General features: G+C 67.3%; 12 protein-coding genes. 3 read left to right on the top strand and 9 right to left on the bottom strand.

Features of this window, described 5'->3' with window-relative positions; genetic code table 11:
- Nucleotides 1–259: 259 nt before the first annotated feature.
- Nucleotides 260–1,852 (top strand): GMC family oxidoreductase, encoded by a 1,593-nt coding sequence (locus ACTOWK_RS18825; protein WP_441331626.1) that lies wholly within the window; start codon nucleotides 260–262, stop codon nucleotides 1,850–1,852.
- Between the two features lie 266 nt (nucleotides 1,853–2,118).
- Nucleotides 2,119–3,528 (top strand): serine hydrolase domain-containing protein, encoded by a 1,410-nt coding sequence (locus tag ACTOWK_RS18830; RefSeq protein WP_441331627.1) that lies wholly within the window; start codon nucleotides 2,119–2,121, stop codon nucleotides 3,526–3,528.
- A gap of 176 nt (nucleotides 3,529–3,704) precedes the next feature.
- On the opposite strand, the gene ACTOWK_RS18835 is transcribed toward ACTOWK_RS18830, so the two are convergent.
- Both ACTOWK_RS18835 and ACTOWK_RS18840 read right to left on the bottom strand, forming a co-directional pair.
- Entirely contained in the window at nucleotides 3,705–4,238 is a 534-nt protein-coding gene (locus ACTOWK_RS18835; protein ID WP_441331628.1) for an SRPBCC family protein, read from the bottom strand.
- A gap of 1,216 nt (nucleotides 4,239–5,454) precedes the next feature.
- Complete coding sequence (locus ACTOWK_RS18840; protein WP_441331629.1) at nucleotides 5,455–5,928, bottom strand: hypothetical protein; 474 nt, start codon at nucleotides 5,926–5,928, stop codon at nucleotides 5,455–5,457.
- Between the two features lie 267 nt (nucleotides 5,929–6,195).
- Here ACTOWK_RS18840 and ACTOWK_RS18845 point away from each other — a divergent pair, with 267 nt between their 5' ends.
- Nucleotides 6,196–6,393 carry a hypothetical protein gene (locus tag ACTOWK_RS18845; protein ID WP_057917171.1) on the top strand — a complete coding sequence of 66 codons (198 nt, stop codon included), beginning with the start codon at nucleotides 6,196–6,198 and terminating at the stop codon, nucleotides 6,391–6,393.
- Between the two features lie 31 nt (nucleotides 6,394–6,424).
- On the opposite strand, the gene ACTOWK_RS18850 is transcribed toward ACTOWK_RS18845, so the two are convergent.
- The 7 genes from ACTOWK_RS18850 to ACTOWK_RS18880 all read right to left on the bottom strand — a co-directional run bounded on the left by ACTOWK_RS18850 (nucleotide 6,425) and on the right by ACTOWK_RS18880 (nucleotide 12,160).
- Complete coding sequence (locus ACTOWK_RS18850; RefSeq protein WP_441331630.1) at nucleotides 6,425–7,126, bottom strand: hypothetical protein; 702 nt, start codon at nucleotides 7,124–7,126, stop codon at nucleotides 6,425–6,427.
- 524 nt (nucleotides 7,127–7,650) lie between these two features.
- Nucleotides 7,651–8,046 (bottom strand): glycine cleavage system protein GcvH, encoded by a 396-nt coding sequence (gcvH, locus tag ACTOWK_RS18855; RefSeq protein ID WP_441331631.1) that lies wholly within the window; start codon nucleotides 8,044–8,046, stop codon nucleotides 7,651–7,653.
- A gap of 103 nt (nucleotides 8,047–8,149) precedes the next feature.
- On the bottom strand, nucleotides 8,150–8,785 hold the full coding sequence (locus ACTOWK_RS18860) for a 2-hydroxychromene-2-carboxylate isomerase (protein WP_441331632.1): 636 nt from the start codon (nucleotides 8,783–8,785) through the stop codon (nucleotides 8,150–8,152).
- 14 nt (nucleotides 8,786–8,799) lie between these two features.
- Nucleotides 8,800–9,921, bottom strand: a complete 1,122-nt coding sequence (gene gcvT / locus ACTOWK_RS18865) for a glycine cleavage system aminomethyltransferase GcvT (RefSeq protein WP_441331633.1) — start codon at nucleotides 9,919–9,921, stop codon at nucleotides 8,800–8,802.
- 297 nt (nucleotides 9,922–10,218) lie between these two features.
- Complete coding sequence (locus ACTOWK_RS18870; RefSeq protein ID WP_441331634.1) at nucleotides 10,219–10,746, bottom strand: hypothetical protein; 528 nt, start codon at nucleotides 10,744–10,746, stop codon at nucleotides 10,219–10,221.
- A 4-nt stretch (nucleotides 10,747–10,750) separates the two neighbouring features.
- On the bottom strand, nucleotides 10,751–11,191 hold the full coding sequence (locus ACTOWK_RS18875; RefSeq protein ID WP_441331635.1) for an NfeD family protein: 441 nt from the start codon (nucleotides 11,189–11,191) through the stop codon (nucleotides 10,751–10,753).
- A gap of 3 nt (nucleotides 11,192–11,194) precedes the next feature.
- Nucleotides 11,195–12,160, bottom strand: a complete 966-nt coding sequence (locus tag ACTOWK_RS18880) for an SPFH domain-containing protein (protein WP_441331636.1) — start codon at nucleotides 12,158–12,160, stop codon at nucleotides 11,195–11,197.
- Nucleotides 12,161–12,179 lie beyond the last annotated feature (19 nt).

Consider the following 12,179-nt stretch of genomic DNA (forward strand, 5'->3'; position numbering starts at 1 on the left):
CCGTCGCTCCGTATGGGACTGCCGGCGTAGCCGACGGTGGTGCGGGTCATCGGCGCAGCGCCGGGCCGGGCCCGGTCTCCTCGCCGCTGGTGGCGCCGCAAAGCGCCGGTCCCGCACGTTGCCGGCACGGTAGCCCAAGGCGTCGCCCACCGCCAGCACCGTGTCGGGCGGCTGCGAGGCGGCGATTGGGAGCATATGCTCTAGTTTTGGCGCTTACGTTCGCGGCACGGTAAAGCGACCGATGCAGAGCAGCCCGAGAATGCCCCAAGAGTTCGACTACATCATCGTCGGCGCCGGTTCGGCCGGTTGCGTGCTGGCCAATCGCCTCAGCGAAGATCCCGACGCCCGGGTGCTGTTGATCGAGGCCGGTCCGCGCGACCGCCATCCCTTCATCCACATGCCCGCCGGGCTGGCCAAGCTGGTCGGCAAGAAAGGCGTGAACTGGAATTACGACACCGCCCCCGAGGCGCAGCTCAATCAGCGCGTGCTGTGGTGGCCGCGCGGCAAGGTGCTCGGCGGTTCCAGCTCGATCAACGCCATGTGCTACATCCGCGGCGTGCCCGGCGACTACGACGACTGGGCCGCGGCCGGCGCCAGCGGTTGGGGCTGGAACGACGTGCTGCCTTACTTCCGTCGCTCCGAGCGCAACAGCCGCGGCGACAGCGCCCTGCACGGCAGTCACGGCCCGCTCTACGTCTCCGACCTGCGCTACACCAATCCGCTGTCGGGCGTCTTCATCGAAGCCGGGCAACAGGCCGGCTATGCCGCCAACCCGGATTTCAACGGCCCGAAACAGGAAGGCTTCGGTCTTTACCAGGTGACCCAGAAGAACGGCGCGCGCTGTTCGAGCGCGGTCGCCTATCTGGACCCGGCGCGCGAACGCCACAACCTGCACGTCGTCACCGGCGCCCTGGTCAATCGCATCACCATCGAGCACGGCCGCGCCACCGGCGTGACCTACAGCGTGGGCGGCCGCGCCTATCACCAGCACGCGACGCGCGAAGTGCTGCTGAGCGGCGGCGCGATCAATTCGCCGCAACTGCTGATGCTGTCGGGCATCGGCCCGGCCGAGGAACTGCGCAGGCTCGGCATCGAGGTGCTGCACGACGCGCCGCAGGTCGGGCAGAACCTGCAGGACCACCTCGACATCTGCACCCTGCAGCACTCGACCCGGCGCGTGACCTACGACCGCGTCAGCGACCTGCGCATCGCTTTCGACTATTACCTGCGCGGCCACAGCGGCCCGGGCAGCAGCAACATCGCCGAAGCCGGCGCCTTCGTGCGCTCGGCATTGGCGCCGGACCGGCGCGCCGACATCCAGATGCACTTCGTCCCGGCGATGCTCGACGACCACGGCCGCCATCGCCTGCCCGGCGACGGCTACACCGCCCATGCCTGCTTCCTGCGCCCGCGCAGCCGCGGCCGCATCGGCCTGGCCAGCGCCAGCGCCGGCGACAAGGCGCGCATCGAAGCCAATTACCTGAGCGACGCGGAAGGCTTCGACATGAAGATGATGCTCGAGTGCGCCAAGCTCTCGCGCACCGTGTTCGCGCAGAAGGCCTTCGACCCGTATCGCGGCACGCCGATCTTCCCGGCCCGCGACGACCTCAGCGACGCCGAACTGGTCGAGTTCGTCCGCGCCAAGGCGGAGAGCGTCTATCACCCGGTCGGCACCTGCCGCATGGGCGACGACGATGCCTCGGTGGTCGACTCGCGATTGCGCGTGCGCGGGGTCGAAGGGCTGCGCGTGGTCGACGCCTCGGTCATGCCGAGCCTGATCGGCGGCAACACCAACGCGCCGACGATGATGATCGCCGAGCGCGCCTCGGACTTGATCAGCGGACGGATCTGACCTGGACTGACGGCCCGGGCCGACCCGGCTCCTGGCCGGTGCCGGCCATCCGGCATCGGACAAGGGGCCGCTGCGACGGCCCGCTCGTGCGTCCCGCGCAACCGCTCGTCGCCTGCACCGGCAAGTTCCTGAACCAAGCCGCAGCAAGCCCGGTTCATCAGGTCATTAAAGCCTGAAAAATCAGAATCCTGAATGCGCTTGTTGTCCAATTCCCTGAGATCGGCGCTAGAATCGTTGCAACCCGGCTCACGCAGGCGCTGCGACCGATGAAACACGACAAGAATCCGGGCTCGCCCCGGCGGTCACTCAATCCCTGGCGCCTCGGCACGCTCGCTGCCCTGCTGACCCTGACCCTGGGTTCGACCGCACAAACCTCCCTGCGCTGGCAGACCCCGCAGGCGCCGGTCGCGCGCGCGCAAGGTTTCGACGGCACGCTGGCCCCGGGCCAGCAGATCGTCTCGGCGCAGAATCCCGACGGCCGCGTGCTGCCGCTCGCGAGCGATTTCGACATCCGCCAATTCGAGGCGATGGCGCAGCAGCTCGTCGCCGACCAGCGCATTCCCGGCATGGCCATGGCGGTCGTGCACAACGGCCAGGTCCTCAGCGCACGCGGCTACGGCATCACCGACGTACGCAACGCCGAGCCGATCGACGGCCACACCGTGTTCCGCCTGGCCTCGCTGTCGAAGAGTTTCGCCGGCACCTTGACCGGCCTGCTCGTCAACGACGGCACCTTGCGTTGGGACAGCAAGCTGGTCGACTACATGCCCAGCTTCCAGTTGGTCGATCCGAACGCCGCGCGCCAGATCACCGTCGCCGACCTGCTGAGCCATCGCGTCGGCCTGACCCACAACACCTACGACCGCGATCTGGAGAACTACGCCGACTACCGCGTGCTGACCCAGAAGCTGGCCTATGCGCCGATGACCTGCCAGCCGGGCACCTGCTACGGCTACCAGAACATCGCCTTCAGCCTGATCGGCGACGTCGTGTTCGCCGCGACTGGCGACTTCTACAGCCAGGAAGTGCAGCGCCGTCTGTTCAAGCCGCTCGGCATGAACGACGCCAGCCTCGGCCTGGAAGGCATCACCGCCAGCGCGCGCTGGGCCAAGCCGCACGTACGCGGCCGCGGCGGCTGGGCCTCGCTGACGCCGAAGCCGACCTATTACCAGCTGCCGCCGGCCGCCGGCGTCAACGCCAGCGCCAGCGACATGGCGCAATGGCTGATCGCCCAGACCGGCCACCGCCCCGACGTGCTGCCGCTGCCTTTGCTGGCGACCTTGCACCAACCCTTGGTCGACACCCCGACCGAAATCCGCGGTTCGAGCTGGCGCCGTCAGCGCCTCAGCTCGGCCGGCTACGCCCTCGGCTGGCGCGTCTACGACTATGCCGGCCATCGCATGGTGTTCCATGCCGGCGCCGTGCAGGGTTATCGCGGCGTGGTTGCACTGTTGCCCGAACGCGATCTCGGCATCGCCCTGCTGTGGAACAGCGAAAGCGGTTTGCCGACCGGCCTGCTGCCGACCATGCTCGATCGCGCCATCGGCCTGCCGCCGGAGCGTTGGCTCGACGTCGGCTTCGACGATCCGGGTCTGTACGCGTCCGAGGCCAACCCGGCCCAGCCGCGCGATCCCAACGGCAGCAACGCACAGAAATCGACCGCCGCGCCGCGCTGAGGCGCGAGCGCTGCACCGGCGCGACTGGTGGGCAGAAACCAAACGGGCCGCGGCATTGCCGCGGCCCGTTTCGTTTCAGGCGCCGCTTCGAGCTTCGCATCAGCCTCGATATCCGGCGAGTCCGGTTTTGCCGATGCGACAGCGCCGCTGCGCCGCGCGGCCGCATGCAGACCCGCTCAGCGCGGCTGTTCTTCGAGCACGCGCTTGAGTTTGGCCAGGCCCTTGTCGTAGTCCTTGCCGACCATCTTGTCGAGGACGAGGCCGAACCAGCGCGAGACCAAGTTGTTGCCGTGCGCGCTGTCGAGCGACCAGGTCACGCGGGTGCCGTCGCCCTCGGCCTTGAGGTCGAAGGTGCCGACCGCCTGGGTGCCGTCGAAGTCGAGCGCATTGACGACCTTCTGTTGCGGCACCGACTCGGCGATGCGCTGGCTGCCCTTGCCGACCTTCGCGCCTTCCCATGCCAGCGACGCACCGACACCGGACTCGGGACCGCTGTAGACGTACTTCGCGGTCGGCTCGAGCTCGTACCACGGCGACCACTCGTTGAAGCGCTTATAGGAATCGAGCATGGCGTGGACTTCGCCGGGCGGCCGGTCGATCGCGATCGATCGCTCGACGTGGGTCTTGTCCGGCAGCAGGAACCCGCCAACGACGAACACCAGGGCCAGCACTACGACGAGATACAGCAATCCCTTCAGCAAGGCTTTCATGGCGGTTCCCGAGCATGGACCAGGCCCGATCCTAACCGCTGCCGCGGCAGTCGGAAGCGGTCGGAGGGAGTTCGCCGACGAGAGGCGGCGGTGTGGCAAAGGAGTGGGAGACGGGATACGGAGGATGGCGATGCCGGGCCACGGCTGCTCCATCACGGATCAGAGCCGGCCTGCCGCGACCGCCGGACTTCACGCCCGGCGATGACGGCTGGAAGAGCCACCGCACCGTTGCTTGCCGTCGTTCCCGCGAAGGCTGGTTCCGTTTTACTTCGGCGGAGCCGAACACCCATGGCGTTATCGCGGCATGACGCTGAAGTCTCTGGATCCCCGTCTACGCGGGGATGACGGTTGGGGGAGTTACCGCGCCCCCACCTATCGTCGTTCCCGCGCAGGCAGGCTCCGCTCTACTTCGGCGGAGCCGAACACTCAGGGCTTCACCGAGGCATGGCGCTGAAGTCTCTGCGGCCCAGCCAGGGCGCACCGCGTCCTGGCGTTCATGGATGCGCGAGCCAATGGCTCGCATACGCATCCATTCACCCCGGCCTTCGCAGGGATAACGGCTGGAAGTACGCGGGCGGAATAAGTTGCGGCGAAGGACAGGAGCGATAGCCGGCGGCGATCGCTGGCGCCCTCCGGTACCTGGTGCGGGAGCCCGGCCCCATGTCAGCACTCCACTCCAACGCAAGCACTCCCCGCTTTCGAGGGAGGGGCTGGCGGAGATTTGCTTTTGGCGGCCCGTGCCCGTGTGTGACGTTCGGACGTTCAAAGCGGCAGCCGATGGCGCCGGAAGTCTTTCGCTCCCCCCGCCTCAGCGCCAGCACTCCCCTCTTTGAAAAGAGGGGTTGGGGGAGATTTGCTTTGGCGGCCCGGCACGTAGCAATCGGGTGTCCGTGAAAGCGGAAGCCGACGCGGCCCGGACTCTTCGCCCGCCCGGCCCTCGCGCATAGCGCTCGGGCGTTCGTCGAAGCGCGAGCCAGTGGCTGGGAAGTCTTTCGCCCGCCCGGCCCTCGCGCATAGCGCTCGGGCGTTCGTCGAAGCGCGAGCCAGTGGCTGGGAAGTCCTTCGCCCGCCCGGCCCTCGCGCATAGCGCTCGGGCGTTCGTCGAAGCGCGAGCCAGTGGCTCGCAAGCGCTTCGCCTCACCCCATAAAAAAACTCTCCCCCCGCCTGGGCTGCGGGGAGAGAGCTTGATTACGGCTTAATCGGGGTTTTTCTTATTTAGATCAGCGGAGCCGGGGTGGCCGGCAACGCAGCTGCAGCCTTGGACTTGCGGGCCTTCTTGGCAGCCTTCTTCGGGGCCTTCTTGGCGGCCTTCTTAGCAGTCTTCTTGGCAGTCTTCTTGGCAGCCTTCTTGGCGGCCTTCTTCGGGGCCTTCTTAGCCGCCTTCTTGGCGGTCTTCTTGGCGGCCTTCTTCACAGCCTTCTTGGCGGTCTTCTTGGTCGCCTTCTTGGCTGCCTTCTTCGCGGTCTTCTTAGCAGTCTTCTTGGTCGCCTTCTTCGCAGTCTTCTTGGCCGTCTTCTTGGTGGCCTTGCGTGCGGTCTTCTTGGCGGCCTTCTTCACGGTCTTCTTGGCTGCCTTCTTGGCGGTCTTCTTGGTGGCCTTCTTGGCAACCTTCTTCGCGCCAGCTTTCTTGACAGCCTTCTTCGTCGCCTTCTTGGCGGCGGACTTCTTAGCAGCTTTCTTAACGGCCATGTGATGGCTCCTCGTCAGTGGTGATCAGGGATTGATCAGTGGTGGTGCGGTAAGCCCAGTGGAAAGGGACTCTGTGAAGACAGAGCCGCGGGAGTCGGACCCGCGTGCAACCGCCGACGCGCACTGCGCGCCGGAACGGATCGGGGATCGCATCCGGCCGCAGGCGCGGCGGGACCGATGGCGCATCCGCCCGGAAGGCGGACGGAGGGGGCCGCAAAGGAGCGCGGCCAAACAAAAACCCGGCCCGCCGAACGCGAACCGGGTTGCATGGAACAAGACGCCAACGATGTCATCTGGGTTTTGGATGTCATCGGCGAAGAGAGTGCGGTCAACATTTCTGCAGAGGAAGCGAATCCTGCGTCCACCGTTTTGACTGTCCGGGCGGAGGTCCGTTTTGTGCTGCATGTTGTCGCGCTGGGTTTTCTCACTCTCGTCTGCAGGAAACGTCTGCTGGGCGAAACCTAATCACGCTTTTTCATACTGTCAACAACCGAGCCTATTTTTTTTCCGGGCCACCCGTCCCGACGACCGCGGCGTCGGCGGCGCGCTCGTTCGTCGAGTGCGCGCGCGCGCATCCGACCGATTCGCGAGGCGTTTCTTTCGACATCGCTGAAACCCAAGCGTGGCGCGGGTTTCGGCGATGCGATGTTTTTTCCCGAAGAGTTTTTTCGATAACGCGCGTGGTTGCGCGAGGCTGTCGAAGGCGACGTCGGAAGGCGAATCCGGAAGAAAAAATTCCGCTCCGCGGCGACTCCGGATTTCGCGTCGCACAAGCCGAATTGCGCGAAACTGCGCGAACCGTTTTCGGCTTCGAGCGACGCTCGACGACCGCCTCGTCGGAGCGACGAGCGTGCCGACGCGACCGCTCGCCCATCCGAACGACGGCGACGAACGACCTCGCCGAGATGTGTGCCTGCACCTCGGCGGCACCGACGAACGGCAACGCCGGTGCACGCGGCGACGACCGTTCGTCTGCCGAAGTCGCCGCGCGCTCGCCTCGACGCGGCGCGAACGCGGCGAAGTGGAAAGCGTTTTCCGACACCCGCGACGAACGAGCCGACGATCGCATCTGGAGTTCGCCCACGCCCTCGCCGGTCCGCCGCGGCGATTCGCCCGTTCGAAAAAACCGCTTGTTTTCCGTACTGCGGCGCTGAGCGCATCGAGCGAGCGCGACCCCGGCCCAGCGCATCGATCGCACGGCGAGGGTCCCGTCGCGCCGCCTGGAACGCGCCGCTGCGAATCGACGCGAGCGGTACCCGGGTGCCGGCGACGCGTCGTTCACGGCGAGCGAAGGGAGCGCTCTTCACGTCGGGTCCACGTCTTCCGCTCGGGCCTCGCGCCCGGGCATCGTGTCGATCTGCGCGCCGCGGTCGTCCGGGTGCGCGACGGCGCAAGCGGCTCGGACAAAACCGGCGACGCCGCCTCGACGCACGCGACGGCATCGGCGTGGCCGCGACCTCGACCGCCGCCGGAACGCGTCGGCCAGTCGCCAACTCGTCGCCAACTCGTCGCCACCGCATCGCCTTCATCGACCGCTCGTCGGCCGCACTCGCCGAGCGCGCTTGCCGAGCGCCGCGGCGAAGCCGGAGTCGAACGCGCGTTCCGCCGCCGCGCCGCCCAAAACGAAAACGGGGAGCGAAGAGCCGGCTGCCGCGATCGCGGTCCGGTTCTGCGCTCCCCGCTGCCGCCGCCCTCAGGGCGACGGTGCCGGATCGGCTGGGATCAGTGGTCGTCTTCTTCGAGCAGCTCGGCGTAGTCGTCCGGGGCGAGCAGTTCGTTGAGCTGGTCCGGCTCGTCGATCTCGACGGTGTAGATCCAACCCTCGCCGTAGGCGTCTTCGTTGATCGTTTCCGGCTTGTCCGCCAGCGCGGCGTTGACCGCGGTCACGGTGCCGGAGACCGGCGAATAGACGTCGGACGCGGCCTTGACCGATTCGACCACCGCCGAGGCGGTGCCGGCTTCGACGCGGTCGCCGATGTTCGGCAGTTCGACGTAGACCAGGTCGCCGAGCAGGCCTTGGGCATGGTCGGAGATACCGACCGTGACTTTGCCGTCGCCTTCGACGCGGGCCCACTCGTGGGATTTCATAAACTTCAGATCGCCGGGGATTTCACTCATGGCTGGCCTCGAACGTGACGGGAGCGGCTGGTAATGGCGGGTAGTTTAACGATGCGGGCGCGACATGCCACAGGGGCGGCGGCCGGGACGCCGGCGAGCGCGTTCAACTCGCCCTCCCGCCGTCGTCGATCCGGTACGGCTCGCGGCCGCTGAGCAGCGCCTCGCGCAGCGCCTCGACGCGATCCTGGCCCCAGAACGGCTCGCCGTGCAGCACGTAGCCGGGCAGGCCCGGCAGGTCGGCGGCGATCGCCTGTGCGGTGTAATCCTGATAGCGCGCGGCGACCTCGGCGGTCTGGGCGGCGGCGATCGTCGCCTCCGCATCGTGACCGTGATCGCGCAACAGGCGCGCGACCGTGTCGCGATCGGCCAGGTCCTGGTCGTGCGCCCAAATCGCCCGGAACGCGGCGTACATATACGCGGCCGGATCGGCGCCGGCCTCGACCAGGGCGATCGCGCAGCGATCGGCCAGGCCGGGATCGACCGGGAAGAACTTCGGCCTCAGGTTCAAGGGCAGCGCGCGCTGCTCGCGTGCGCGCTGCAACTCGTACAAACGGTAACGCTGCCGCGCCGGCGCGCGCTGGCCGAGCGGCAGGCCGCCGTTCGCGGCGAACAACTCGAAAATGCGCACAGGCTTGTAGACCAGGCGCGCGCCGCTCGCCTGCGCCGCCTCGAGCACGGCGGCATGGCCCAGATAGGCATAGGGCGAGATCAGGCTGAAGTAGTAGTCGAGGTGGACCATGGCCGCGGCGCCGGTCAGACCAGCACGCCGTCCTGGGCCTGACCGTCGCGCACGAACGGGAACTTGACCACCCGCACCGGCACTTCCTTGCCGCGGATGTCGACGCGGACGCTGCCGGCGCTGCCGAGCGGAATCTCGCCGGCCGGCACGCGCGCGAACGCGATCGACTTGTTCAGCGTCGGCGAGAAGGTGCCCGAGAGGATCTCGCCCTCGCCGTGCGCGGTCAGCACTTTCTGGCCGTGGCGCAGCACGCCCTTCTCGTCCATGACCAGGCCGATCATCTGGCGCGCGGCGCCGCTGGCCTTGAGCTGTTCGAGCGGCTGGCGGCCGATGAAGTCGCGGCCTTCGTCCAGGGCGATGGTCCAGGCCAGCGCGGCTTCGTACGGCGACACGCTGTCGTCCATGTCCTGGCCGTAGAGGTTCATGCCGGCTTCCAGGCGCAGGGTGTCGCGCGCGCCAAGGCCGGCCGGCTTCACCCCGGCGGCGAGCAGCGCATCCCACAGCGCCACCGCGCGGTCTTCGGGCACCACCACTTCGAAGCCGTCCTCACCGGTGTAGCCGGTGCGGGCGACGAACAGCTCGATGCCGTCGGCGGTTTGGGCCTGCCCGGCCACGAACTTGCCGAGCTTGCCGATGCGCGCGCGGTCTTCCTCGCGCAGCAGGCCGATCAGCTTGTCGCGTGCGCTCGGGCCCTGCACCGCGATCATCGCCAGCTCCGGGCGCTCCTTGACCTCGACGCCGAACGCCTGGGCTTGTTCGCCGATCCAGGCCAGGTCTTTTTCGCGGGTGGCGGCGTTGACCACCAGGCGGAAGAATTCTTCCTCGAGGAAATACACGATCAGATCGTCGATCACGCCGCCCTGCGGATTGAGCATGCAGGTGTACAGCGCCTTGCCCGACTTCTGCAGCTTGTCGACCGAGTTGGCGACCAGATGGCGCAGGAACTCGCGGGTGCGCGCGCCGCGCAGGTCGACCACGGTCATGTGGCTGACGTCGAACATGCCGGCATCGCGGCGCACCTGGTGATGCTCTTCGATCTGCGAGCCGTAGCTGATCGGCATGTCCCAGCCGCCGAAATCCACCATCTTGGCGCCGAGTGCGCGGTGGGCGTCGTTGAGGATGGTCTTCTGGCTCATGGGGCGCTGCCTGCTCTGTAGGGGAGGTTGAGCCGGCGATTATCCCAGAAGCGCGCGCCGCCCGTGGCAACACATTTCGGTACGCAAGCGCATGGAAGCGCGCCACATGCTTTAGGGGTAGGAGCGGCGCAAGCCGCGAGTAGACCCTAGGATTACGCCGCCACTGCAGTTTCGCGGTCGCGGCTTGCGCCGCTCCTGCCACGCGCTGAAGAGTTCTCGGCGATCTGGCACCAGTGAGGGGAGCTGGAACCTTACGGACTTCGCGGTCGCGCGGCCGGTGCGATCCCGCGGCCGGTTCTATTCCCCTTCGGCGCCTTCGTTGTAACAACTTACTTCGGTGGGCTTGACCTCGACGAAGCGTCCCTTGTCGCGATCCAGGCGCACCGCCCAGCGCGATGCGTCGAACATCTCGCGCGCATCGGCATTTTCGACCGCGGTATCGACGACCGCGATCACACCCGGATCGCCAACGCCATCGATGACACAGGTCGAAATCGACACGCGTTCGCCGCGCAGCAGCTTCGGGTAAGGCACCACGTCGGTGATCTTCCAGCGCGCTTCGTTGCCGATACGACCGACCAGCTCGGCGGCGTAGAGCTTGAGCGAGCGGTCCTCGGCGTCGTCGATGGTGCCGATGCTCCGCGCGCAGATCTGCTCGGCGTTGCGCCCCGAGCCGACGCAGCCGCCGGTGTTGGACTTGAAGCCGTCCGGGAACGGCGGCACCACGCGTCCGATCCAGCTGTCGACGCCGTTCGGTTCGCCGGCCGGACAGGGAACGGCCGTGCACAGCAACGCAACCATCGCCGATGTGCGCAGGGCCGTCATCGCTTCAGCTCACCGCTTCGACCCGCAGGGTCATGCCGTCGGTGCCGATCACCCGCACCGCGGCGCCGGCCGGCAGCTCGGGACCGATCACGTCCCAATACGCGTCGGCGATCTGCACCCGTCCGCTGCCCTGGACGATGCCGCGTTCCAGGGTCACCACCCGGCCGACCAGTTGTTCGGCGCGGCGGTTGAGCAAGGGCCGGTCGCTCTGGCGCTCGCGGCCGCGGAACCAGGTCCGGTAGACCTGGATCGAGACGAAGCTGAGCAGCACGAACGCGGCCACCTGGGCCAGCACGCTCAGCCCCGGGAACACCAGCACCAGCCCGAACACCACCGCCGCGGCCAGGCCGAGCCAGAGCATGAAGGCACCGGGCGCCATCGCTTCGGCCGCGAACAGCAGCAGCGCGATCGCAGCCCAGGTCACGGTCTGCCAATTCCACGCCATGGCTCAGCCTCCGCTGCGCGGCGGCAGCGGCAGCGGCGGCGTCGCCGCGCGGCTGGGCTGGCGCTCGAGCGCTTCCTTGGCCAGCTCGCCGATGCCGGCGAGCGAGCCGATGATGCCGGCCGATTCCATCGGCATCATCACGAACTTCTGGTTCGGCGCCTCGGCCAGCGACTTGAAGGCCTCGATGTATTTCTGCGCGATGAAGTAGTTGATCGCCTGGACGTTGCCTTGCGAGATCGCGTTGGACACCATCTCGGTCGCCTTGGCTTCGGCCTGGGCCAGGCGCTCGCGCGCCTCGGCCTGGCGGAACGCGGCTTCCTTCTCGCCTTCGGCTTCCAGGATCACCGACTGCTTCTCGCCTTCGGCCTTGAGGATCGCCGCCTGGCGGAAGCCCTCGGCTTCGAGGATGTTGGCGCGCTTTTCGCGCTCGGCCTTCATCTGTCGCGCCATCGAATCGACCAGGTCGCGCGGCGGCTGGATGTCCTTGAGCTCGATGCGATTGACCTTCAAACCCCAGGGATGGGTCGCCGCGTCGACCGCGTTGAGCACCTTGGTGTTGATCTCGTCGCGCTTGGACAGCGACTCGTCCAGGTCCATCGAACCGATCGCGGTGCGGATGTTGGTCATGACCAGGTTCAGGATCGCGATTTCGAGCGTCGCGACCTCGTAGGCGGCCTTGGCCGCATCCTGGACCTGGAAGAAGACGATGCCGTCGACCTTGACCACCGCGTTGTCCTTGGTGATCACGTCCTGGCTCGGCACTTCCAGCACCTGTTCCATCATGTTGATCTTGCGGCCGACCCCGTAGATCACCGGGATCAGGAAATGCAGGCCCGGGTCCATGGTGTGGGTGTAGCGGCCGAAGCGCTCGACCGTCCATTGATAGCCCTGCGGCACCATGCGCACGGTCTTGAACAGCAACACCACGCCGGCGAACACCAGCACTGCAGCGAGCAACGTCGGTCCCATGTCTCCCCTCCTCCCTGTC

Origin of the sequence: Lysobacter sp. CA196, assembly GCF_052078695.1 — a bacterium.
GTDB lineage: Bacteria > Pseudomonadota > Gammaproteobacteria > Xanthomonadales > Xanthomonadaceae > Lysobacter.

Excerpts from the sequence above, each read along its gene's own strand:
- ACTOWK_RS18860 (WP_441331632.1), bottom strand. The coding sequence starts at position 8,785 with ATGGTCCACCTCGACTACTACTTCAGCCTGATCTCGCCCTATGCCTAT.
- ACTOWK_RS18870 (WP_441331634.1), bottom strand. The coding sequence starts at position 10,746 with ATGACGGCCCTGCGCACATCGGCGATGGTTGCGTTGCTGTGCACGGCC.
- ACTOWK_RS18845 (WP_057917171.1), top strand. The coding sequence starts at position 6,196 with ATGGAACAAGACGCCAACGATGTCATCTGGGTTTTGGATGTCATCGGC.
- ACTOWK_RS18880 (WP_441331636.1), bottom strand. The coding sequence starts at position 12,160 with ATGGGACCGACGTTGCTCGCTGCAGTGCTGGTGTTCGCCGGCGTGGTG.
- ACTOWK_RS18875 (WP_441331635.1), bottom strand. The coding sequence starts at position 11,191 with ATGGCGTGGAATTGGCAGACCGTGACCTGGGCTGCGATCGCGCTGCTG.
- ACTOWK_RS18840 (WP_441331629.1), bottom strand. The coding sequence starts at position 5,928 with ATGGCCGTTAAGAAAGCTGCTAAGAAGTCCGCCGCCAAGAAGGCGACG.
- ACTOWK_RS18825 (WP_441331626.1), top strand. The coding sequence starts at position 260 with ATGCCCCAAGAGTTCGACTACATCATCGTCGGCGCCGGTTCGGCCGGT.
- gcvH (WP_441331631.1), bottom strand. The coding sequence starts at position 8,046 with ATGAGTGAAATCCCCGGCGATCTGAAGTTTATGAAATCCCACGAGTGG.
- ACTOWK_RS18830 (WP_441331627.1), top strand. The coding sequence starts at position 2,119 with ATGAAACACGACAAGAATCCGGGCTCGCCCCGGCGGTCACTCAATCCC.
- gcvT (WP_441331633.1), bottom strand. The coding sequence starts at position 9,921 with ATGAGCCAGAAGACCATCCTCAACGACGCCCACCGCGCACTCGGCGCC.
- ACTOWK_RS18835 (WP_441331628.1), bottom strand. The coding sequence starts at position 4,238 with ATGAAAGCCTTGCTGAAGGGATTGCTGTATCTCGTCGTAGTGCTGGCC.